The organism is Flavobacterium hydatis (genome assembly GCF_000737695.1).
GTDB lineage: Bacteria > Bacteroidota > Bacteroidia > Flavobacteriales > Flavobacteriaceae > Flavobacterium > Flavobacterium hydatis.
Genome location: NZ_JPRM01000001.1, coordinates 272,805 through 295,606, shown reverse-complemented (window position 1 = coordinate 295,606; position 22,802 = coordinate 272,805). Strand labels below are relative to the sequence as shown.

Annotated in this window: 21 protein-coding genes; 12 read left to right on the top strand and 9 right to left on the bottom strand. The window is 31.7% G+C overall.

Annotation, left to right across the window (positions count from 1 at the left end; translation table 11 throughout):
• Nucleotides 1-113: 113 nt before the first annotated feature.
• On the bottom strand, nt 114-551 hold the full coding sequence (locus IW20_RS01335; RefSeq protein ID WP_035617762.1) for a hypothetical protein: 438 nt from the start codon (nt 549-551) through the stop codon (nt 114-116).
• Between the two features lie 115 nt (nt 552-666).
• Nucleotides 667-1,596: a bifunctional riboflavin kinase/FAD synthetase gene (locus IW20_RS01330; RefSeq protein WP_035617760.1), complete on the bottom strand. Its 930-nt coding sequence runs from the start codon at nt 1,594-1,596 to the stop codon at nt 667-669.
• A 193-nt stretch (nt 1,597-1,789) separates the two neighbouring features.
• Here IW20_RS01330 and IW20_RS01325 point away from each other — a divergent pair, with 193 nt between their 5' ends.
• Entirely contained in the window at nt 1,790-4,465 is a 2,676-nt protein-coding gene (locus tag IW20_RS01325) for a reprolysin-like metallopeptidase (protein WP_035617758.1), read from the top strand.
• Nucleotides 4,466-4,480: 15 nt separating this feature from the next.
• Here the strand turns inward: IW20_RS01325 and IW20_RS01320 are convergent, their stop codons facing one another.
• Nucleotides 4,481-5,164 (bottom strand): ComF family protein, encoded by a 684-nt coding sequence (locus IW20_RS01320; protein ID WP_035617756.1) that lies wholly within the window; start codon nt 5,162-5,164, stop codon nt 4,481-4,483.
• A gap of 98 nt (nt 5,165-5,262) precedes the next feature.
• Here IW20_RS01320 and IW20_RS01315 point away from each other — a divergent pair, with 98 nt between their 5' ends.
• From IW20_RS01315 to IW20_RS01295, 5 genes are all read left to right on the top strand, one after another.
• Nucleotides 5,263-6,804, top strand: a complete 1,542-nt coding sequence (locus tag IW20_RS01315) for a glycine--tRNA ligase (RefSeq protein ID WP_035617754.1) — start codon at nt 5,263-5,265, stop codon at nt 6,802-6,804.
• Nucleotides 6,805-7,163: 359 nt separating this feature from the next.
• Nucleotides 7,164-7,979: a LytR/AlgR family response regulator transcription factor gene (locus IW20_RS01310; RefSeq protein WP_035617752.1), complete on the top strand. Its 816-nt coding sequence runs from the start codon at nt 7,164-7,166 to the stop codon at nt 7,977-7,979.
• Nucleotides 7,980-8,154: 175 nt separating this feature from the next.
• Complete coding sequence (locus IW20_RS01305) at nt 8,155-8,394, top strand: hypothetical protein (RefSeq protein WP_035617750.1); 240 nt, start codon at nt 8,155-8,157, stop codon at nt 8,392-8,394.
• 101 nt (nt 8,395-8,495) lie between these two features.
• A complete protein-coding gene (locus IW20_RS01300; protein ID WP_035617748.1) occupies nt 8,496-10,553 on the top strand; it encodes a tetratricopeptide repeat-containing sensor histidine kinase in 2,058 nt (685 codons plus the stop codon).
• Nucleotides 10,543-11,235: a response regulator gene (locus tag IW20_RS01295; protein WP_035617745.1), complete on the top strand. Its 693-nt coding sequence runs from the start codon at nt 10,543-10,545 to the stop codon at nt 11,233-11,235. The genes IW20_RS01300 and IW20_RS01295 overlap by 11 nt, the downstream gene beginning before the upstream one ends.
• A 50-nt stretch (nt 11,236-11,285) precedes the next feature.
• Here IW20_RS01295 and thiL read toward each other — a convergent pair whose 3' ends face one another.
• Nucleotides 11,286-12,332, bottom strand: coding sequence for a thiamine-phosphate kinase (thiL, locus tag IW20_RS01290; RefSeq protein WP_035617743.1), 1,047 nt, complete (start codon nt 12,330-12,332; stop codon nt 11,286-11,288).
• A gap of 294 nt (nt 12,333-12,626) precedes the next feature.
• Here thiL and IW20_RS01285 point away from each other — a divergent pair, with 294 nt between their 5' ends.
• Together IW20_RS01285 and IW20_RS01280 are read left to right on the top strand one after the other, a co-directional pair.
• Nucleotides 12,627-13,106, top strand: coding sequence for a DinB family protein (locus IW20_RS01285; protein ID WP_035617801.1), 480 nt, complete (start codon nt 12,627-12,629; stop codon nt 13,104-13,106).
• Between the two features lie 84 nt (nt 13,107-13,190).
• Entirely contained in the window at nt 13,191-13,691 is a 501-nt protein-coding gene (locus IW20_RS01280; RefSeq protein WP_035617741.1) for a DinB family protein, read from the top strand.
• A gap of 64 nt (nt 13,692-13,755) precedes the next feature.
• Here IW20_RS01280 and IW20_RS01275 read toward each other — a convergent pair whose 3' ends face one another.
• From IW20_RS01275 to IW20_RS01260, 4 genes are all read right to left on the bottom strand, one after another.
• Nucleotides 13,756-14,715, bottom strand: coding sequence for a helix-turn-helix transcriptional regulator (locus IW20_RS01275; protein ID WP_035617739.1), 960 nt, complete (start codon nt 14,713-14,715; stop codon nt 13,756-13,758).
• A gap of 262 nt (nt 14,716-14,977) precedes the next feature.
• Complete coding sequence (locus IW20_RS01270; protein WP_035617799.1) at nt 14,978-15,604, bottom strand: outer membrane beta-barrel protein; 627 nt, start codon at nt 15,602-15,604, stop codon at nt 14,978-14,980.
• A 243-nt stretch (nt 15,605-15,847) separates the two neighbouring features.
• Nucleotides 15,848-17,644 (bottom strand): translation elongation factor 4, encoded by a 1,797-nt coding sequence (lepA, locus tag IW20_RS01265; RefSeq protein WP_035617737.1) that lies wholly within the window; start codon nt 17,642-17,644, stop codon nt 15,848-15,850.
• Between the two features lie 250 nt (nt 17,645-17,894).
• The gene (locus IW20_RS01260) at nt 17,895-18,431 is read right to left on the bottom strand and encodes a CvpA family protein (protein WP_035617735.1); all 537 of its coding nucleotides are present in this window, start codon (nt 18,429-18,431) and stop codon (nt 17,895-17,897) included.
• Nucleotides 18,432-18,755: 324 nt separating this feature from the next.
• Here IW20_RS01260 and IW20_RS01255 point away from each other — a divergent pair, with 324 nt between their 5' ends.
• The 4 genes from IW20_RS01255 to IW20_RS01240 all read left to right on the top strand — a co-directional run bounded on the left by IW20_RS01255 (nt 18,756) and on the right by IW20_RS01240 (nt 21,445).
• Entirely contained in the window at nt 18,756-19,112 is a 357-nt protein-coding gene (locus tag IW20_RS01255; protein ID WP_035617732.1) for a hypothetical protein, read from the top strand.
• 174 nt (nt 19,113-19,286) lie between these two features.
• Entirely contained in the window at nt 19,287-19,736 is a 450-nt protein-coding gene (locus IW20_RS01250) for a hypothetical protein (RefSeq protein WP_240478444.1), read from the top strand.
• A 201-nt stretch (nt 19,737-19,937) separates the two neighbouring features.
• Entirely contained in the window at nt 19,938-20,957 is a 1,020-nt protein-coding gene (locus IW20_RS01245; RefSeq protein ID WP_035617797.1) for a phenylalanine--tRNA ligase subunit alpha, read from the top strand.
• A gap of 80 nt (nt 20,958-21,037) precedes the next feature.
• Nucleotides 21,038-21,445: a hypothetical protein gene (locus IW20_RS01240; RefSeq protein ID WP_035617728.1), complete on the top strand. Its 408-nt coding sequence runs from the start codon at nt 21,038-21,040 to the stop codon at nt 21,443-21,445.
• A 168-nt stretch (nt 21,446-21,613) separates the two neighbouring features.
• Here IW20_RS01240 and IW20_RS01235 read toward each other — a convergent pair whose 3' ends face one another.
• Entirely contained in the window at nt 21,614-22,609 is a 996-nt protein-coding gene (locus IW20_RS01235) for an NAD(P)H-dependent glycerol-3-phosphate dehydrogenase (protein WP_035617726.1), read from the bottom strand.
• Nucleotides 22,610-22,802: the final 193 nt, after the last annotated feature.

Below are 22,802 nucleotides of genomic sequence, written 5' to 3'. Positions count from 1 at the left end.
AGGCACAAATTCCATAACAAAAGGTCACAAGAATATCCAAAAGAACAGTAATTTATTCTTTTGGAACTCTCAGATTTATTGAAAAATATTTTTAAAGAAGTATTAAAATAAAATTAATCGGCAACATACTTATTGTTCCAGTATAGCATTAACAGCATCGTAATAACAACAGATGAAGCTATACCTTCAAATAATAAACAAATACAGTAAGTAGGTACAGAAGGGTTACCACCAAACATAAAAGTGGCCGATAAAGTTTTTACATACGCATCACCACCACGAGCGTAACTATAAATAAGTAATCCCAGGATACTAAGAGAAACACCAATTACAGATGTTATCATAGCCGAAACAGCATTAGAGACAGCGTTGGTTTCGCCTTCAGCAAGATTCATTTTAATAGTTCTGTTTACCCCATAAACAACAAAAGCTACGTTCAGGGCACGTAAGTAAAGTATGTGAGCAAGACCTAAAACATTCATTAATAAAAAATAAACACCAATACCTAGGAATATAAGAATCCCATTGTATAATTCTTTTGGAAGTTTCATAACGGTTATTTTTAAGATGTTAATAGTATTTGGTTGATATACAGTGTAATGCTTATCAAATTTACTAAAAAAATCGCTACGTTGTCATTATGAATACCATAAAAAATTAAGAGAATTATAATTTATTTACGAAGTCTCTAGTTGTTTCTTTGTCTTTTTTTAATTGTTCTTTTAAAAGGTCTACAGAGCCAAATTTTTGTTCCTCACGAACATATTGCAATAAAGAAACTGCAATTTCTAAATCGTAAATATCTTCATCAAAATCTAAGAAATGAATTTCGATAGATTGCGCCTGACCTCCCACAGTTGGATTAAAGCCAATATTCATCATACCATAAACCACTTTTTCATCGATGATAGATTTTACAATATAAACTCCATTTTTAGGAATTAGCTTGTATTCTTCCTCAATTTTTAGATTAGCAGTAGGAAAACCAATAGTTCTTCCTAATTGTTTGCCTTTTGCAACAATACCAGTTAAGAAATAATCATAGCCTAAATACTCGTTGGCAAGAGTCATATCGCCATCAGTTAATGCTTTTCTTATTTTGGTAGAACTTACCGATACATCTTTTATCTCCTGAGCCGAAATTTGCTCCACCTCAAAACCGTATTGCTCACCAAAAGCAATTAAATCATTAATATCAGCCGTTCGATTTCGACCAAAACGGTGATCATGACCTATAATTATTTTCTGGATATGAAATTGATTTACCAAAATAGAACTCACAAAATCCTCGGCAGTTAATCTAGAAAAACTTTCGTTAAAAGGATGGATTACAAGGTTTTCTATTCCTGTGTTTTCCAGAAGTTTTGTTTTTTCGGCAATTGTGTTCAGCAATTTTATTTCTGATTTTTCCTGTAATACCATTCTAGGATGAGGGAAAAAGGTAAGAACCAAACTCTCATATTTTCCGTCCTGAGTATTTTGGGTAATCTTTTCAAGTATTTTTTTATGACCAATATGTACACCATCAAAGGTGCCAAGAGTTAATATTGTTTTCTTGGTAGATCGAAAATCGGTTATAGAATGAAAGAGCTTCAAAGCAAATAGTTTAAGATGTTGCAAATTTATACTATCTATTTTAAATCTAATAGTAAGGCGAATTGATTTTTTATAAAGTTGGGAATCATTTTGCTAAAAAACCTTTATTTGACGATTTTATATAATTACTTGACGATTAAATCTTTTTATTCCCTTTAATTGAATTAATTTTGAACATTAAATATTTCTCGACATGAAAAAAACTATACTTCTTTTATTAATTATCTTTAGTTCTGCCCAGATTCAGGCTCAAAGTAACGAAATGTGGAAAAAAGTTAGTCAAAGTACCACTTCGATTACCGAGAGAGGAAATGTAAATTCAGATGATACAGAAAAGATTGTTTATAAACTAAACGAAGCTTTTTTGAAAGAAAAACTCGCGAGTACACAACTTAAAACAGATAAAAGAGCTACAGTCGAAATCACGATTCCTAATATGAACGGTGCTTTCGAAAAATATACAGTTTGGGAATCTTCTAATTTTGATTCTCAATTACAAGCAAAATATCCAGATATCAGAGCTTACGAAGGAATAAGTAGTAAAGATAAAACAGCAAAAATTCATTTTAGTGTCTCTCCAGAAGGGATTCAAACAATGGTTTTAAGAGCTGATAATGCTTCTGAATTTATTGAGCCAGTTGCTGCAAGTAGTGGAGAATATACCCTGTTTACTGCTAAAAGTAGAGATAAAGGAAGTTTGCCATTAACCTGTAAAACAAAAGATGTTGCATTAAATAAAGAATTAAAAGCAAAGACAGCTAGGATAACGGCAAACAATAAAGTATTTAAAACACTACGATTGGCATTGTCTTGTACGGGCGAATATGCGGTTTATTTTGGAGGTACAAAAGCAAACGCATTAGCGGCAATGAATGCTACAATGACAAGAGTTAATGGTGTTTTTAATAAAGACTTAGCTTTAAGACTAATTGTAATTGCTAATAATGATGCTGTTGTTTATACAAATGCAGCAACAGATCCTTATTCGGATGCGGCTATAGGAGTTAAAGGAGCATGGAATCAAGAAGTTCAAAATACGTTAACAAGTGTTATTGGCGAAAATGCGTATGATATTGGCCATTTGTTTGGAGCATCAGGCGGAGGAGGAGACGCAGGATGTATTGGATGTGTTTGTATGGATAATTCAAAAGGAAGTGCGTTTACTTCTCCATCAGATAGAAAACCTCAAGGAGATAATTTTGATATTGATTTTGTATCGCACGAAATGGGACATCAATTAGGGGCAAATCATACTTATTCTTATGATATAGAAGGAACAGGTGTAAATGTAGAGCCAGGAAGTGGTTCTACAATTATGGGATATGCAGGAGTTATAGATATAGATAGTTATAATATACAAGACCACTCCGATGATTATTTTGCATACGCTAGTATTTTACAAATCCAAGAGAATCTAGATACAAAATCATGCCCAGTTAGTATAGGTTTAACAAATAATCCTCCTACTATTAGTGCTGGAGCCGATTATACAATTCCTATTAGCACGGCCTTTGTTTTAAAAGGAACAGGTTCTGATATCGATAGTAATTCACTTACCTATTGTTGGGAAGAAAATGACTCAGCAATTACAACATCAGGAAGTGCTAGTATTGCTGAACCAAGTAAGCTAGATGGGCCTTTATTCAGATCGCTTTCTCCTACGAGTTCGCCGATTCGTTATATGCCAGATTTAGATATTGTTCTATCAGGAAAACTCACAAGCACTTGGGAGTCGGTACCATCAATTGCCAGAACATTACATTTTACATTAACAGGTCGTAATAATGCTGCTTCGGGATTAGCACAAACTAATACTGATGAAATGGTTGTAAATGTAAGTAACTCGGCGGGGCCATTTGTGGTAACGTCTCAAAGTACAGATAATATTGGTTGGCTTCACGGAACTAGCCAAATCATCACTTGGGATGTAAAAAATACGAACAAATTACCAGGATCAGCCAATGTAAATATTAAGCTTTCGACAGACGGAGGTTTGACTTTTCCGATTGTTTTAGCTGCAAATACACCTAATGATGGTTCCCAAACAGTAGATGTACCAGTAGATGTTGTAGCAACAAATTGTAGGATTTTAATTGAACCTACGGCAAATATTTATTATGCAGTAAATAGTAACTCATTTGCAATCGGATATTATGTAGAGGCAGCATGTACTTCATATCCTATTAATACACCTTTTGCAATACCTAACGCATTAGCATATACAACAAGAACTGTAAATGTTCCTGCCGATACAGGAATTGTTTCAGACGTAAATGTTTTTGTTGGATTAACACATACAAGATTTTCAGATGTAGAGATGCAATTAGTAAACCCTCAAGGAACTATTGTGCGATTATTTAATAAAAATTGTGGAGATGCAAGCGGAAGTTTATTATTAAAGTATGATGATTTGGGAGAGGATTTAAATTGTTCTAAAACAACTTTACAAGCCGTAACTCCAAAAGATTTATTAACAGCTTTTAATAATAAAGAAGCACAAGGAACTTGGACATTTAAGGTAAGAGATGCTTATGTAGGTAGAGATGGTACACTAGATTCAGGCTCGATTGAGATTTGTACAAAAAAATACACTTTACAAACAGAGATTATTGTTATGCCAAAGGAGCTTATGGCTTTTCCTAATCCTAGTAAAGGAGATTTTGAAGTTGTTTTTAAATGTGAGTCAACATCAGGTGTTAGAATATTTGTATACAATGATGCAGGTAAAGAGGTTTACCGTAATTCATACGAAAGTATACCAAATTTCAAGCAATACATTTCATTAAAGAATCGTCCAGGAACAGGAATCTATTTCTTGGTTGTGTATGATGGAGATAGAAAAATAGTTAAGAAGATAGGGTTCGAATAACTATATAAGTATAATTTACGAATGCGCCATTGCCATGCAGACAATGCTGATTTTGGCACCTGGAATTTTTAGTAATGCACGAGAGCAAGCCTCGAGTGTTGCTCCAGTTGTAATTACATCATCAATAAGTAAAAAATGTTTATTGTGGTTATCTTCATTAAATGTAACATCAAATATTTCTTTAAGACCTTCTGATCTGCCTAAAAGATTTTTTTTAGATTGAGTTTTAGAGTATCTGGTTCTAAACAAAAGAACATCGTTATAATCTATTTGTAAACCTTGAGAAAGAGCATGACCAAATGTTGTTACTTGGTTGTAGCCTCTTTCGTGAAATTTTTTTCGATGCAAAGGAACAGGAATAATCATATCAAAAGGTGTTTCTAGTTCCAGTTCTTTTAAATCCTCGACATGCCAAAAGCCAAGCATAGTGCCAATATTTTCGTGCCCTTTGTATTTTAGGTTATGAATGAGTTCCTGTACAATTCCTTTTTTATTGAAATAAAGAAAAGCAGAAACGTGTTCGACTTCAATTTTTCCATAAAATTTTTTTAAAGCTTCGTTTTTTGGATTTAAATAATATTGAGTCAGAGGCATTTCATGTCTGCAAATGGTACAAATTATAGTTTCATTTGCCATTAAAAAAGAGTGACATCCAGCACACGCTTTTGGGAAAAATAGGTTAATAATGTAATTAAACACAAATAGAAAGAATTTAGTTACAAAAATAAAGAAATTCAAGCTTCAATCTTTGTAATTTTTCTTTTTTTTACAAGTACTTTTTATATTTTTGCATTACTATGGCAAAACAAGACGATTTATTTAAGAATGTAGTTTCGCACGCAAAAGAGTACGGATTTATTTTTCCGTCGAGCGAAATATACGATGGTTTAAGTGCAGTATATGATTACGCGCAAAACGGAGTAGAGTTAAAGAAAAACATCCGTGAATATTGGTGGAAATCAATGGTTCAGATGAATGAAAATATTGTAGGCTTAGATGCCGCAATATTGATGCATCCAACAACCTGGAAAGCTTCAGGTCACGTAGATGCCTTTAATGACCCGTTAATAGATAATAAAGATTCTAAAAAAAGATATAGAGCTGATGTTCTGGTAGAAGATTATGCTGAAAAGCTAAATCTGAAAGCTAAAAAAGAAATCGAAAAAGCGAGTGCTCGTTTTGGAGATGCATTCAATGAGCAGGAATTTGTAACTACAAATGCCAGAGTAATTGAATATTTGGCTAAAGAAAAAGAAATCAGAGAACGTCTGGGACGCTCTTTAGGCAATGGAGATTTAGAAGATGTTAAAGCTTTAATCGAAGAACTAGAAATTGCTGATCCAGAAACTGGATCTAGAAACTGGACCGAAGTAAAGCAATTCAACTTAATGTTTGGTACTAAATTAGGTGCATCTGCAGAGTCTGCAATGGATTTATATTTACGTCCTGAAACCGCACAAGGTATCTTTGTTAACTTCTTGAATGTACAAAAATCAGGAAGAATGAAAGTTCCTTTTGGAATTGCACAAACAGGAAAAGCGTTTAGAAATGAAATCGTTGCAAGACAATTTATTTTCCGTATGCGTGAGTTTGAACAAATGGAAATGCAATTCTTTGTACGTCCAGGAGAAGAAATGCAATGGTACGAACACTGGAAAACAACACGTTTAAACTGGCACTTATCTTTAGGTTTAGGAAAAGAAAACTACCGTTTTCATGACCACGAAAAATTAGCACATTATGCTAATGCAGCTGCAGATATCGAGTTTAACTTCCCTTTTGGATTCAAAGAATTAGAAGGAATTCACTCTCGTACAGATTTTGATTTAAAAGCGCATGAAGAATTTTCTGGTAGAAAACTACAGTATTTTGATGCTGAATTAAATCAAAACTATGTTCCTTATGTAGTAGAAACTTCAGTAGGATTAGATAGAATGTTCTTGGCAGTTTTTGCAACTTCATTAAAAGAAGAAACATTAGAAGATGGTTCAACAAGAACAGTATTAAAATTACCAGCAGTTTTAGCACCAACAAAAGCAGCAGTTTTACCATTGGTAAAGAAAGATGGCTTGCCTGAAATTTCTAAAAAAATCATCGAAGATTTAAAATGGGATTTCACAGTAGCGTATGATGAAAAAGATGCTGTAGGAAGGCGTTATAGAAGACAAGATGCATTAGGAACTCCGTTTTGTATTACAGTTGATCACCAAACTATCGAGGACCAAACAGTTACAATCCGTCATAGAGATACAATGAAACAAGATCGTGTAGCTATTGCAGATTTAAGATCAATTATCGAAAACGAAGTTTCGATGAAAAACTGGTTAATGAAAATGTAAAATAAGAATTGATTACTTAGCGTAATCGATAATTAAGATAAGAAAAAGCTTCTCAAATGAGAAGCTTTTTTTATTTGGAAAAATTATATTTTAAAAGATAAAAAATAGAGGATAATATATTGAACAAGACTTTATTTTATGCATTTCATCGGATATATTTGCACTTCATCCGAATGTGTTAACATTTGTTTGAAATATATTAACAATAAAATATTTAAAAAAAGGAAATATGTAAATTTAATTGCTTAATTAAAGCTAAAATTAAGATTTTATTGTTGAAATTCCAATGAAGAAGATAAATTTGCATATAATTATCAGTTCGTTTCTTGTAAAATAATACCACTAAACCAACAAAAGCATTGAAAAATTATTCATACATTATTATTGATGATAATCAAGAAAGTGTTCTAAAAACCAAGGAATTAGCAGATGGTTTTTCAGAGCTCATTTTCGTTGCTATTGCAAATACATATCAGCAAGGATTAAATTTAGTTTTAGAACATAATCCAAATATTATATTTCTCGAAATAGACCCAAATGATATTACGAGTAATCTTTCGCTATCGTTTATAAATGAGCTTTATCATTATTTGCGTATAGTTCCTAAAGTTATTATTACAACAACCAAAAAAGATTTTGCTTTTGATGCGATTAAGTTTGGCGTAATGGATTATTTGATAAAACCACTTAAACGAGCAGATTTACTCAAAACCATTTTAAAACTAGAGTGGCCAAGTCATGAAGTAAATTTAATTAGCAATCAAACCGTTCAGGATTTTAAAGCTTCACTCAAAGGAGATGCAATTGAGGTACAAAAAATAAATCAATCCTTAGTATTATGTGTTAAGTCGTATGGTGATTATCGTTACATTCAGGCTAGAGATATTACCTATATCCAAGCAGATAATAATTCGACCGATATTTATTTGAACACTGGAGAAATGATCACAGCTTTTAAAACATTAAAATATTTTGAAGCTATTTTATTACACCCTTTTATACGCATACATAACAGTTATATCATCAATAGAAATCATATTGCCAGGATACATACTGGAAACTCAGTGTGTTACATAAAAAACTCTACAAAAAAACTACCATTTTCTAAGACCTACAAAAGAAATGTAGAGATAATAATTGCCGAATTTGCTAATGGAAACTATATAGAAGTCTAGCAACTAAGTATTTACACGTATTTGGCCTACGTACACTACCATTTGGTAGCATTCCACCATATAAGCCTTTTTAGAGAGTTGAAAAGGGGATTACAGTACTAATTTTACACCATGATTTAGCAATAAGCGGTCATTAAAAACGTAAAAAAATACTAACAATAAAAATCCCCAGATCATGAAAAAGTCATTCACAACAATCGCATTATTTTCTTTAGTATTAGTAGCAACTTCTTTTACTACAACAGAAACAACAACAATTTCAACAGACACAGTACATAGTGCAATATTGCCTATCGACGGAGGTGGACAAAAAGTAGGTCAGGATAAGAAAGTAGACATTTATTCTGTAGGTACTAATTTAGGTGGATTTGGTTCTGATAGCCAATCAATTAGTAATAATAAGAAAATTGACTAAAATAAAATAGTTTAAATAAGAGTAAAAAGGCTGTCAAAAAAATGACAGCCTTTTTTTGTATCTATAGTTTTAGTATTTTTGATTAAAACCCAAAAAGACTATTGAAAAAAACCTACGCTATATTACTCTTATTATTTGTTGTTTTTTTTGGTTGTACCAAAAAAGACATAGAAGATAAAAACGAAACTTCCACTTTGGATAGTCTTTCTACTTATCTAAGATTAGCAAATGATGACAGTCTATCATTTAAGGATAAACAAGAGTATAATAAAAAAGCATTTTTTATCATTATAAACGAAAAAGATGATTCGCTTAATAAAGTAAATCTATTTAAGGTTGCCAATCGCTATTATAATATGAGTGATTGGGATGCGTACAAAGAAACCACAAAGTTAATATTAGAACGGTCAAGAAATAGCAATGATTCTGTTCATATGGCAAAAGCCTATACTTATTTAGGCGATTATTATAGTTCAAAATCAATTTCGGATAGTGCTTTTATGAATTATTATAAGGCTGAGAAAGTATATCTTCGAATTAATGATGAAAACAATCTTGCTAAAACTTTTTTAAGTAAAGCAAATCTTCAATACAATGAAGGTGATCTTTTTGAAAGTGAAATAACAGTTTTTAAAGTTCTAAGGATTTTAAAGCAGCAGAAGAATGTAAATGATTTATTTTATAACTCCTATAACCTTTTAGGTATATTATATAATGAACGAGAAGAATATAACAAAGCTTTAGAGTTTCATAATAAAGCATTATTGACAATTGATGATAAAACTGTTCCATCTGGACTTCAGCTAAGAGCTACTTCTTTAAACAATGTTGGATTTGTTTATCTAAAGATGCGTAATTATAAACAAGCAAAAGTTTATTTTCAAAAAGGATTGGATCAAAAGAGATTGTTTAAAGATAGTGCAACCTTATATGCAATGTTGCTAGATAATTTGGCATATTCTAAATTTAAGCTAAATGAAACTGAGGGAATGCCAGAACAATTTTATCAGGCTTTAAAAATTAGAGATAGTTTAAATTTGACATCTGGAATTATATTAAATAAAATTCATTTATCCGAATACTACGCTTACAAGAAAGATACCTTAAAAGCGATAGATTATTCAGAGCAGGCACTTAAGTTATCCAGAAGCTCTAATAAGCCAAGAAATACACTCGAAGTTCTTAAGCAAATTGCACTTGTAGATCCAGAAAAAGCATCGGCTTACTCTAAAGAATATATTCAGATAAACGAGAGAGTTCAAAAGGCAGAAAGAAAAATGGGAGAAAAATTTTCTCGAATTGAATACGAAACAAATGAAATAAAAGATGAAAATACGAGTTTAAATATCCAGAACAGAACATTGATGTATGTTTTTAGTATATGTACTTTATTAGCGCTCTTTTTTTATGTTTATATGACACAAAAGGCCAAAAATAGAGAACTACTTTTTAAACAACAGCAACAGGTTGCCAATGAGGATATATATAACCTAATGATTTCGCAACAAAACGTAATTGAGGGGATACGAATTAAAGAGAAAAAAAAGGTAGCTCAAGACTTGCACGACGGTGTTTTAGGAAGAATGTTTGGAGTTAGGATAAGTTTAGACAGTTTGGATAAAGTAGATGATCCGACAGCTGCTGTAAAACGCAAAAAATATTTATCAGATTTAAAAGAAATTGAGCAAGATATTCGCGAAATTTCGCATGATTTAAATAAAGAGAAATCGGAATTGATTAATAATTTTGTCGTAATTATCGATAAGTTGTTAGAAAACCAAAGAGCTACTTTTAAATCAAAATTAATATCGGCAATCGATTCAAGTATTAGATGGGATTTGGTGAGTAACTCGATTAAAATTAATCTGTATAGAATAATTCAGGAAGCATTGCAAAATTGTAATAAATATGCCCATGCCGAAACAATAAAAATAGAGCTTAAAAATGAGGTAAATCATTTATCGTTATTGATAAGTGATGATGGAGTAGGATTTAATGTAAATAGAACCAAAAAAGGGATAGGTTTGCAAAATATTTTCTATCGAGTAAAAGAATGCGATGGAACCGTAGATATAAAATCGAATAAAGCGGATGGAACAGTTATAACAATTAAAATTCCAATTGATCAAAAAATAAACCTTCAGCATAATGACAACTGATAAAACTCCAGTGGAAATAATCAAGAATAACATATTAATAGTAGATGATCATCCTTTTATAATCGAAGGGTATAAAAATGCGATTACGAGATATAACCCCAAAGAGTACGAATTTTTAATTACGCAAGCCAAAGATTGTAAATCGGGTTACGAGGTTATTATGGATCCTACAATAGCAAGTTTTGATATTGCATTTTTAGATATAAGTATGCCTGCTTATGAAGAAAAGGAAATATATTCGGGAGAAGATTTAGCAAAGCTAATTATGGAGCACATGCCAAATTGTAAAATAATTTTGCTAACGATGTACACTGAATTACTTAAAATAAAAACAATCATTAGAACAATAAATCCGAGAGGACTAATCATAAAAAATGATCTAACATTTGATGAATTGTTATTTGCATTTGATAAAGTGATGAAAAAAAGTACTTATTACAGTCAGTCGGTTATCGAAATGTTAGATAAATCACCTAAAGACTCCATAGAAATTGATCAGATTGATGAACAGATTCTTTTTCATTTATCCAAAGGAACTAAGACAGACGAAATGCCACATTACATTCCTATTTCTTTGAAGGCAACGATAAGAAGAATAGAAAATTTAAAAGGATTACTAAATGTAAAAGATGGTACAGATGATGATTTAGTACACGAAGCTAGAAACAAAGACCTTCTATAAAATAAAAAAGACATCTAATTAGATGTCTTTTTTTATGGATATATACGTCATTATTCGCTTAAAGCGTCCCATCCGCGGGCTTTTAAAGCGATTTTTGTATTAGCACGAGTTACTAAGTGAATCCCTTCACTTTCTTGCGTCATATGACCAATAATCGAGAAGTTTGGATTTGCTTTTATCTTTTCAAAATCTTCCATCGCAATAGTAAAAAGTAATTCGTAATCCTCACCACCATTAATAGCTACAGTTGTACTATCGATATTAAATTCTTCGCAAACACTTATAAATTGTGGATCTAATGGTAATTTATCTTCGTATAAGTTACAACCTACTTTTGATTGTTTACATAAATGAATAATCTCAGATGATAATCCGTCTGAAATATCAATCATAGATGTTGGTTTAATCTCTAAGGCATGTAATAAAGTACGAACATCTTTGCGAGCTTCAGGCTTTAATTGGCGTTCTATTAAATAAGTATAAGCATCTAAATCTGGTTGCGAATTAGGATTTACCTGAAAAACTTGTTTTTCTCTCTCTAAAACCTGTAATCCCATATAAGCAGCTCCAATGTCACCAGTTACAACCAATAAATCAGTTTGTTTGGCACCATTACGATATACAATTTCGTTTTCGTCTGCTTCACCAATAGCAGTAATGCTAATAATTAATCCTTTTTGAGATGAAGTAGTGTCACCACCAATAACGTCTACATTATATTCTTTGGCAGCATGAGTAATCCCTGCAAATAATTCTTCTAAAGCCTCTAAAGGAAAACGATTAGAAACAGCCACAGAAATAGTTATTTGTGTAGGTTTTGCATTCATGGCACAAATATCTGAAATATTTACCACTACAGCTTTGTATCCCAAATGCTTTAACGGCATATATGCCAAATCAAAATGGACACCTTCGATTAATAAATCGGTAGAAACAACAACTTTCTTGTCCTTAAAATCTAATACAGCAGCATCATCGCCAATACTTTTTAAAGTAGATTCTTGAGTAACATCAAAGTTTCGTGTTAAGTGCTCAATTAGACCAAATTCGCCTAGTTGTGCTATACTGGTACGTTGTGGGTTTTTATCTTCAATCATTTTGTTACGATACTAAATTTCTTAGGTGCAAAGGTACAAAGATGTAAAGGTTTTGACTAATTAAAAAGAAACCCATTTATAAGAGCGATTTGTTCAGGGTGAAATACACTCTGTTATTCTGTTTTTTATGTAAATGTAAAGCCCGTTTAAATAAATTAAATGTGTATTTTATTGAAATACAGTAGTTTGTTTTTGTTTTTTAAAATATTTTCGAAAAATAAAAATACTACTGACAAACTGTTGTCACCAACTCAATTTACTTTTGAAGTAATAAAAAATCAAACCTTTAAAATTATGAAAACACTAGCGGCACAAGTTATTACTCAAGAAGATTTATTAAAACATTGGCAAGGGCATCGTGCATTGACACGTCACGTAATTGAAGCGTTTCCTGAAAAAGATTTTTTTGAATTTTCTATCGGAGGGATGCGTACTTTTTCTCAATTAGCAGATGAACTTTTGGCTATTGCAGCACCAGCTCTAAAAAGTATTGTAAATCGAGATAGTCAACCTTATAAAGAAGGAGAAGAAAAATTGATTTTTAAAGCGCAATATCTTGAAAAATGGGATGAATCTACAAAAGAGATTAATCAATATTGGGAGAAACTAACGATTGAAGATTTTAATGAAAACTTTAATTTATTTGGGCAATATGAATTTCCGATTATTCAGAATATCTTATATTTTATAGATAATGAAGTACATCACAGAGGTCAAGGGTACGTTTATTTGCGTGCTTTGGGTATTGAACCGCCTTTTTTCTGGGAAAGATAATTAGAAGTAAATAATCCTTTCAATCATCAATCAAATTATATTTTCAAAATCAATTCTTATTCAGAAAAACTAAAACAAATTATCATGAGCTTAAAAAAAATAATGACAAATTATGCTGACTACAATTTATGGGTAAATAAAGAATTTGTTAATTGGCTTTCGGCAAAATCAGATGAGCTGCTTCATAAACAAGTGCCATCGAGTTATTCAAGCATTATTAAAACACTTAATCATATTTGGGCAACTGAAGAATATTGGTATTCGATAATAGCGGAGACTTCTGAATTTGATAAAAGAGAAAATAAAGAATTGATAACTAATGAAATATTGGAAGGATTAGTAAACAGATCGGCTCGTTTGTCTGAATACATTAAGTCATTATCAGAAGAAGAATTATCCAGGAAAATTAAAATTGAAAATCCTTGGTTTCAATGTGAACTACCGATATGCGATTATTTATTACAAGTTGTAAATCATGGTACATATCATCGAGGGCAGATAGTTACAATTGGTCGTGATATTGGTATTACAGATGCATCAAACACAGATTATAATTTTTATAATGTTGTTAAGACTCAGCAATAAGAATTGTTAATATTGGATATAAAAATTAAAACTCCTAAAATGAAATTTCATTTTAGGAGTTTTTTTATAAAAGCCTTTGTCTATTAATTTCCAGTAACTCTAAAGTTCGCTTTTTTAATCTTTCGGGTTCCAGGATTGTGGCATAATCACCAAACATTAAAAACCAACGCGGAAAACTACTTTCAATATCTCGACACATAAAAGTCATTTCAATATTCCCATCAATTTCTTTTTCGGAGATAAAACCATGATATTTTCGTTCATGCGATAAATATCTCGCTATCTTTTTATCAATCAAGATGCGTACTTTGATAGTTGGGATCGTTTCATTTTTATTCAGATAAGTTTCAAGAGAATCATGCTCTAATGTAAAATCTTCATCTGTTTTTTTTATGCAATGTACACGATCAGTTCTAAACTGTCTGTAATCCCTACGCAAATGGCAATAACCTATAACATACCAATTGTTGTGGTCATGAAAAATACCAACAGGCTCAATATTTCTTTCCGTAATTCCATCAGATGTAAAAGCTTGGTAAGAAAGGATAACTTGTTTTTTTTCGGCAATACTTTCAAAAAGTAATGCTAGCGTATTTGGAGATTTATCATTAAAAAGCTTTTCGGTAGATTGCATTAAAACACTCGATTCAATTGTAGAAACCCAATCTTTATCATCGCTCTTAAGTACAGCTTTTAATTTATACATTGCCGAAGCATAATGATTTCCTAAAGTTGTATCGGTAAATTTTTGCATGAGTTTTTCGGCAGCGATAAAACTACTAGCTTCTTCTCGAGTAAACATAACAGGAGGTAATCTATAACCATCCATTAAAGCATAACCTACACCAGCTTCACTATAAATAGGAACGCCAGATGCTTCGAGAGTACGAATGTCACGGTAAATTGTTCTTAAACTGACTTCGAAACGATTGGCTAATTCTTGCGCTTTTACAATCTTTTTGGATTGTAGCTGAATAAGAATTGCAACAATTCGGTCAAATCGTTTTGGGGATTCATCGAGCATTTTTCTTTTGAGTTTTTATAGATACAGAGGTTCAAAGATAAAGATTTAGAGTGTAAAGAAATAAAAAGGCTATCCCTAATTAGGACAGATTTATCGGTTAAAATATTATCCGCAATTTGAATTTGTAGAGGCGCACCGCAGTGAGTCTAACACAATCCATATAGTATTAAAATAAAACAACTATAAATGATTCGATACTATGTCAAAACAAAAAAGGCAACTTTTTAAGGTTGCCTTTCGTTTTGTAAATCTAGTTGCTTATTTAAAACTTGTATAATAATCCAAATTTAGGTTGTGCAAAAATGTTATTAAATAAGTTGATGTTTAAGTTAAAACTACTAGTTGTTGGTCTGTTTTCAGGATTTGCATTATTGTACGTTAAGATGTCAGCAAGAGCAAATGTAGCTGCCCATTTCTTGGTAAAGAAATAGTTTAGTCCTACTGTTATGTTCGCCTTAATTCCATTTGTTGTGTCTTCTACATTTAAAACTTCTGTTTTAACATGGCTATAACCTAATCCTGCTTCTCCATATACTTTAAGACGTCTGGAATCTAATTCTAAGAAATAGTATCTGGCAAATGCTCCAACACCAAATCCATTGTTTTTTCTTTCAGCGGGAGTTCCTTTACCTGTTGTAGATCCAGATACGTCCAAGTCTAGCCCGATAGCAATATTGTCGGCAATAAGATATCCGAATTGAGGGTTTATAGCATATGCGTCTGAGTTATCTTTTACAGTGCTAACCGAAACCCCACCTTCAATAAACATGCTTCCTTTTTCGAACCGTACTCCTTTGGCAGTACTAACTTCTTCTTCTACTTCTTTCTGTTGTGCGTTTGCAAAGCAAAATGTAAATAATGCTACAAGTGTTGTAATTTTTGTTTTCATAATCATTGCTTTTAAATTGTTTAAATAAAATCTGATTAATTCGTTATATGTAAAAATAAACAAAAACTTACAAATAAACAGTTAAGAAGGTGAGATTTTCTCCACAAACTAATAAACAATATGTTGATATGTAGTGGCTTAGTTAGGTTTTATAGGCATTGAGTGTTAAAAAAGATCATAAAAAAACCTGATAATTTTCATCATCAGGTTCTTTCTATATTCTAATTTTTTTTCTAAAAAAACTTAATCATTAAGTTTCAAAACGGCCATAAAAGCTTCTTGAGGAATCTCTACGTTTCCTACTTGTCTCATACGTTTTTTACCTTTTTTCTGTTTTTCAAGAAGTTTACGCTTACGCGAAATATCTCCACCATAACATTTTGCAGTAACATCTTTACGTAATGCTTTTATAGTTTCACGAGCAATAATTTTAGCTCCAATTGCAGCTTGAATCGGAATGTCAAATTGTTGTCTTGGGATTAGCTCACGTAGTTTTTCACACATTTTTTTACCAATATTGTATGCGTTATCTTCGTGAATTAATGCCGAAAGTGCATCTACAGATTGAGCGTTTAATAATACATCAAGACGAACTAGTTTAGAAGTGCGCATTCCGATTGGTGTATAATCAAAAGAAGCATAACCTTTAGAAACTGTTTTAAGACGATCATAAAAATCGAATACAATTTCGGCAAGAGGCATATCAAAATTTAATTCAACACGCTCAGTCGTTAAATATGTTTGGTTAGTAATTAAACCACGTTTTTCTATACATAAGCTCATTACGTTACCAACATAATCTGATTTGGTAATAATTGTAGCTTTAATGTAAGGTTCTTCAACTCTATCAAGTTTTGAAGGTTCTGGTAAATCAGACGGATTATTTACAATAAAAGCTGTTTGAGGATCTTTTTTAGTATAAGCAAAATACGAAACGTTAGGAACTGTTGTAATAACAGTCATGTCGAACTCACGCTCTAAACGTTCCTGGATAATTTCCATGTGAAGCATTCCTAAGAATCCGCAACGGAAACCAAAACCTAATGCTGCAGAACTCTCAGGAGTAAAAACCAAAGAAGCATCATTTAATTGTAATTTCTCCATCGAAGCTCTTAAGTCTTCATAGTCTTCCGTATCAACTGGGTAAATTCCAGCAAATACCATTGGTTTTACATCCTCAAAACCAGTAATCATATTTGTAGTTGGAGTTTTGGCATCGGTAACAGTATCACCAACTTTAACCTCTTTGGCTTCTTTAATACCAGAAATTAAATAACCAACATCTCCTGTAGAAACTACATTTTTAGGAACTTGATTTAGTTTTAGAGTTCCAATTTCGTCAGCATAATATTCATTGCCAGTAGCCATGAATTTAATTTTTTGACCTTTACGAATTTCTCCGTTTACAACTCTAAAGATAACTTCGATTCCACGAAATGGATTGTAATGAGAGTCAAAAATCAAAGCTTGTAAAGGTTCGTCTTTACTTCCTTTAGGAGCAGGAACTTTTTCGATAATAGCAGCTAGAATATTTTCGACACCAAAACCAGTTTTACCTGAGGCGTGTATAATATCTTCTAGTTTACAACCTAATAAATCGATGATATCATCACTAACTTCTTCAGGATTGGCACTTGGTAAATCAACTTTATTTAAAATTGGAATAATTTCTAAGTCATTTTCCAGAGCCAAATATAAATTTGAGATTGTTTGAGCTTGGATACTTTGAGCAGCATCAACAATTAAAAGCGCACCTTCGCAAGCCGCAATTGATCGAGAAACTTCGTATGAAAAGTCAACGTGTCCTGGAGTATCAATTAAATTAAGGATATATTCTTCTCCTTTATAAGTGTATTCCATCTGGATGGCGTGACTTTTTATGGTAATTCCACGTTCACGTTCCAAGTCCATATTATCAAGCAATTGCGCTTTTTCTTCACGGGCAGTAACAGTTTGTGTTGCGCCTAGTAAGCGGTCGGCAAGAGTACTTTTTCCGTGATCGATGTGTGCAATAATGCAAAAGTTACGTATATTTTTCATTTTCTTTTATATCAATTCTCTATACGAGTTTTAAGTATTTTTTTTGTGATTTTAGAGCATAGCAATGCTATACTGGCGCGTCATTAATCGGCAAAGATAATGCAAAGTTTTGGATTGTAGAATCTTGATGTATTATTGTTGAGTCTTTAAGAAATAAAAGATGGATTCGGCTATTTTTTATGCACTTGAATGCTTATTTTGAAATTAAAATCTAATAAACATAATGTGTTTTTTGGTGTAAAAATAACCGCTATTTATTAGCAGTAGAAGGCTCTTTTTCGCTTTCACTTTTCTTTAGCGTATCATACCAGTTTTCTATCGAAGGATAAATAAAACCGGCTATTTTTTGTATCGGATTATAAAATATCGATTTATCTAATGTTTCTTTTTTTGCAAAAGTATGATTGAAGTTTATTTTTTCGAAAAGGCTAAAAACAATACTCAAAATCAGAATCGTTTTTAGAATTCTAAAAAGACCTCCACCTAATTTATTAAGCCATCCCAATTGAGCAAAATCGGCAATTCCTGTTAAAAATTTAGCTAGTAAATATACCGCGATGACTACTAGAATAAAAGTCAGGATAAAAGCTGTAATCTGAATTGTATTTGGGTTCCATGAAACATGTTTCATGATAATTTCTTTCATTAAAGACGAAAATTTTATCGCAAGATATATCCCCAGCAATAAAGAGATAAAAGAAGCTACTTCTACAAAAAGCCCATTTTTAATACCTTGGTATAAACCGTAAGCCAATAAAACACCCAAAATCATATCGAAAAAACTCATATTCTTATTTTTGTTTAATAAAGGCGCAAATATAAAAGAATTATCTGTTTTTTAGGTTCAGAGATTCAGAGATGCAAAGGTTCGGAGGTCTTAAATGTTGATGTTTTTGATTTTTCGGAATCAATAAGTAAAAGTATTGTATTAAATGCCCTTTTCATAACGTTAAATCTAAGGATCTATACGTTTAATTTTTTAAGGCGTTTGGATTTGAAGTTCTTATCTTTGTGAAAATAATTTTAGAATTCAGATTAAAATATTCGGATTAAGAATCAGGATAATTACTAAAATCTTAGAATCTAAAATATCTAAAAATCCAAATTATTTATGTCAAGAGACACACAACTTAAAGAACGCTGGGAACAGCTTGTAAATATACTTTCCGATCAATTTTCACAAGGAGAAAACCTAGATTTAGATTCCATAATTTATTTAATAGGCGTACAGGAACTAGGAAAATTACACCGTGAATTTAAAAAAGACGAAAAATTAAACCTTATGCATATCGCTATTTGTAGGTTATTAGAACCTTATGGTTTTTATGAATTTGAGTTTTTTGATGAAGAAGGTTGGCCACATTATAAAGTAAAAGAAGAATTACCGCCATTAAAAGCGGGAGAACAATCGGTTTTAATGAAAGAAGCAATTGTGAATTATTTTTTAGAAAGAAAACTTATAGAGTAGTTTTATTAGTGTTCAGTCGCAGTCGCAGTTTTCAGCGTGTGCTAAACTGTAAACCGCGACAGAACACTGAACATTGCTACTGAAAACTAGAAAGGAATGTGTAGATATGCTATGGTTTCCTATAAACCGCACTTCGCTTGTTTTAATTGTCGTAAGACATTTAAAAGAAGATTGATGTACGATATAGAAAGAGGGGAGAAATCTGTTAAGGAAGCAAAGTGTCCAGAATGTGGAGAATTAATGGCTAATATGGGACTTGATTTTGAATCACCTAAAAAAGATGATGTAAAAAAATGGGAACATATTAAAAGTTTATATTCTGTTGGGGTTACATTTCATTCTTGTGGTTGTAGCGGACCGGGTTATATTCCTAATTCTAAAGATAAGATAATCGAATATTTTGAAAACTTAAGAGATACCTATCTTAAGAATATTGATTTTTGGCGTTCAAGAATAGAGCCAATTAATAAGGTAGAAAGAGAGAAAGATTATCAAAAAAATTGGTATGAATTAGGCAAAGTTTCATCTAAGTCTAAAAAAGAAATTATTAAAAATCAGGAAGGAATAACTTTTTGGCTTGAAAGAGTAAAAGAAATAGAAAGTAAAATTAGCCTGATAAGATAATTTTAAAACGCTCATTTATTGAGTATTATTAGAGTGAATTGTTTCTGAGATTTTATCGAATTGGCTTTTAAACAGAGCTTTATCTTGTGAGGTTTAAAATGTTGTTATGATAAAACTCTTGGGAGCAAAGGAAACTTTAAATTTTAAATATTAAACTTAAAACAAATTACTTAAATTTGTAATCTCAATTATGGAATGGAAATGATAGATAAGATAAAAGAATATATTGGGGAAGCTAACGCTTTTTCAACTGAAAATAAGGAAGAATTAGAAGCATTCCGTATTAAGTTTCTTGGAAAAAAAGGAGTTTTAAACGATTTTTTTGCTGAATTTAAAACTGTGCCAAATGACCAGAAAAAGGAATTTGGACAAGTTATAAATGCTTTAAAAACAGCAGCAGAAGACAAAGTAAAAACAATAGTTGAAGCTTTAGAAAGCAAAGAAGAAGTTAAAGGTATTTACGGAGATTTAACTCGTGCTGCCGAGCCAGTAATTATTGGTTCTCGTCATCCGATATCAATCGTGAAAAACCAAATTATAGATATTTTTGCAAACATTGGTTTTAACGTTTCCGAAGGTCCGGAAATCGAAGACGATTGGCATAATTTTACTGCATTAAACCTTCCAGAATATCATCCGGCACGTGATATGCAGGATACATTTTTTATACAAACAAATCCTGATGTGTTGTTGCGTACACAAACATCATCGGTTCAGGTGCGTTATATGGAAAACCATAAACCACCATTCCGTACTATTTCTCCAGGACGTGTTTTCCGTAACGAAGCTGTTTCGTCACGTTCACACTGTATCTTCCATCAGGTAGAAGGATTGTATATAGATAAAGATGTTTCGTTTGCTGATTTAAAACAAACCTTACTTTATTTTACTAAAGAAATGTTCGGAAAATCAAAAATTCGTTTACGTCCGTCATACTTCCCATTTACAGAACCTAGCGCCGAAATTGATATTTATTGGGGTTTAAAAACCGAAACTGATTACCGTATCACAAAAGGAACAGGTTGGTTAGAAATTGGAGGATGCGGAATGGTAGATCCAAACGTTCTGAAAAATTGTGATATAAACCCAGAAGAATATAATGGTTTTGCATTTGGTATGGGAGTAGAGCGTATCGCAATGTTGTTGTACCAAATTGGTGACATTCGTATGTTTTTTGAAAACGACGTTAGATTCTTAGAGCAATTTAAATCAAACATATAAATTTAAGTCCAAAATTTGTAAAGTCGAAAGTTTCAACACATGAAGCTTTCGACTTTATGACTTTATAACTTTTGATAACTATGAAAAAAGATATAATTATTCCAGAAGTAGAAAATGTATTTCTGGCAGTTGTTCAGGAATGGAGCGACGATTTTATGGAGAAAGTATGGTATGCTTATCTTGTAAATGATAGTGATTTTAATATTGATAGTGTAATGATAGTTTCAAAAGCTTTTGGAACAATTGATGGCGAAATGAAAAAAACGTCACTTTTGCGTCATGCTTTTGTTGAGGTTCCTGCAGTTTCAGTTGTAAAAATAGAAATGGTAGAAAAAAGCCTGTTGGTTTTAAACAATGAGTTTATGGTTACTTTTTTTATCGGAAACACATTATACGACAAGAAATTTATTTTTAAAGCACACTCAATCCATGAAGATTTTTATGAAGAAGTACCTATCTTATTTGTAGATGGTATTATGGTGAAATAGCAATTTTTAGTATTCAGTTTCAGTTTCAGTTGTAGTTTATAACAAAGAAATATAGAGTATCTACTACATTATAAAAAAAGAGGGTCATGACGAAATAAATTAGTCTTGACCCTCTTTTTTTTATAACTATTTACTGTTTTTACTGAAACTGTAAACTGCGACTAAAAACTAATCCAGTACGTCAGTTAATTTCTTAAAAACAGTTTTAGCATCTTTACCTTCGTATAAAATAGCATAAACGGCATCGATAATCGGTGTTTTCGCACCATAACCTTGGTTTAGTTTATACGCACTTTTGGTGGCATAATAACCTTCGGCAATCATACTCATTTCCATCATAGCACTTTTTACAGTATATCCTTTTCCAATCATATTTCCGAACATTCTGTTTCTCGAAAAAACTGAATATCCTGTAACTAATAAATCGCCTAGATAAGCAGAGTCATTAATGTTACGTTTCATTTTATGCACTTTCTTAATGAATTTCTTCATTTCGCGAATAGCATTACTCATTATTACCGATTGAAAATTATCGCCATAACCTAAACCATGAGCAATTCCGGCAGCAATAGCATAAATGTTTTTAAGCATTGCAGCATATTCAGTACCTATAATATCATCAGATATCTTGGCTTTTATGTAATTTCCAGATAAGTTTTTGGCAACAACACCCGCTTTAGAAGAATCTCCACATGCAATTGTTAAATAAGATAATCTCTCTAGAGCAACTTCTTCGGCATGACAAGGTCCAGTAATAACACCAATGTTGTAATACGGAATGTCATATTTTATATGGAAGTGTTCTCCCACAATTAAACTTGTTTCAGGAACAATACCTTTAATAGCCGAGAAAATAACTTTGTTATCTAACGGAACGGTTAATTTTTCTAATTCGGCATTTAAGAAAGCCGATGGAATAGCAAAAATAATATAATCAGCATATTCTACAGCTTCATTTATATTATTAGTAAGCTTTAATTTATTAGTATCAAACTCTACCGAACTCAAGTAATTCGGGTTGTGCTTGTATTTATTAATGTGTTCGATAGCAGCGTCATTACGCATGTACCACGAAATTTCCGAAAGATTTACACATAACATTTTTGCAATGGCAGTCGCCCAGCTTCCACCACCAATTACTGCAAATTTTAAATTTTCGCTCATTATAATTATTAATTTTTAACAAAAGTAGTAATATTATACGAATACTACGAAAAATTCATGCTAACAAACGCTTTTGGTATGAAAAACACATATCAAACTATATAGAAACGACTCCGTTTTTACTAGTTTAAATTCTAAATGAAAAAAAATAAATATTTTTTACAAAACATACAATAAGTTACTGATTCTTACG

Bases quoted from the DNA above. Each gene is read 5' to 3' on its own strand.
- IW20_RS01335 (WP_035617762.1), bottom strand. From the start codon at position 551: ATGAAACTTCCAAAAGAATTATACAATGGGATTCTTATATTCCTAGGT.
- IW20_RS01325 (WP_035617758.1), top strand. From the start codon at position 1,790: ATGAAAAAAACTATACTTCTTTTATTAATTATCTTTAGTTCTGCCCAG.
- IW20_RS01315 (WP_035617754.1), top strand. From the start codon at position 5,263: ATGGCAAAACAAGACGATTTATTTAAGAATGTAGTTTCGCACGCAAAA.
- IW20_RS01305 (WP_035617750.1), top strand. From the start codon at position 8,155: ATGAAAAAGTCATTCACAACAATCGCATTATTTTCTTTAGTATTAGTA.
- IW20_RS01295 (WP_035617745.1), top strand. From the start codon at position 10,543: ATGACAACTGATAAAACTCCAGTGGAAATAATCAAGAATAACATATTA.
- thiL (WP_035617743.1), bottom strand. From the start codon at position 12,332: ATGATTGAAGATAAAAACCCACAACGTACCAGTATAGCACAACTAGGC.
- IW20_RS01285 (WP_035617801.1), top strand. From the start codon at position 12,627: ATGAAAACACTAGCGGCACAAGTTATTACTCAAGAAGATTTATTAAAA.
- IW20_RS01280 (WP_035617741.1), top strand. From the start codon at position 13,191: ATGAGCTTAAAAAAAATAATGACAAATTATGCTGACTACAATTTATGG.
- IW20_RS01275 (WP_035617739.1), bottom strand. From the start codon at position 14,715: ATGCTCGATGAATCCCCAAAACGATTTGACCGAATTGTTGCAATTCTT.
- IW20_RS01270 (WP_035617799.1), bottom strand. From the start codon at position 15,604: ATGAAAACAAAAATTACAACACTTGTAGCATTATTTACATTTTGCTTT.
- lepA (WP_035617737.1), bottom strand. From the start codon at position 17,644: ATGAAAAATATACGTAACTTTTGCATTATTGCACACATCGATCACGGA.
- IW20_RS01260 (WP_035617735.1), bottom strand. From the start codon at position 18,431: ATGAGTTTTTTCGATATGATTTTGGGTGTTTTATTGGCTTACGGTTTA.
- IW20_RS01255 (WP_035617732.1), top strand. From the start codon at position 18,756: ATGTCAAGAGACACACAACTTAAAGAACGCTGGGAACAGCTTGTAAAT.
- IW20_RS01250 (WP_240478444.1), top strand. From the start codon at position 19,287: ATGTACGATATAGAAAGAGGGGAGAAATCTGTTAAGGAAGCAAAGTGT.
- IW20_RS01245 (WP_035617797.1), top strand. From the start codon at position 19,938: ATGATAGATAAGATAAAAGAATATATTGGGGAAGCTAACGCTTTTTCA.
- IW20_RS01240 (WP_035617728.1), top strand. From the start codon at position 21,038: ATGAAAAAAGATATAATTATTCCAGAAGTAGAAAATGTATTTCTGGCA.
- IW20_RS01235 (WP_035617726.1), bottom strand. From the start codon at position 22,609: ATGAGCGAAAATTTAAAATTTGCAGTAATTGGTGGTGGAAGCTGGGCG.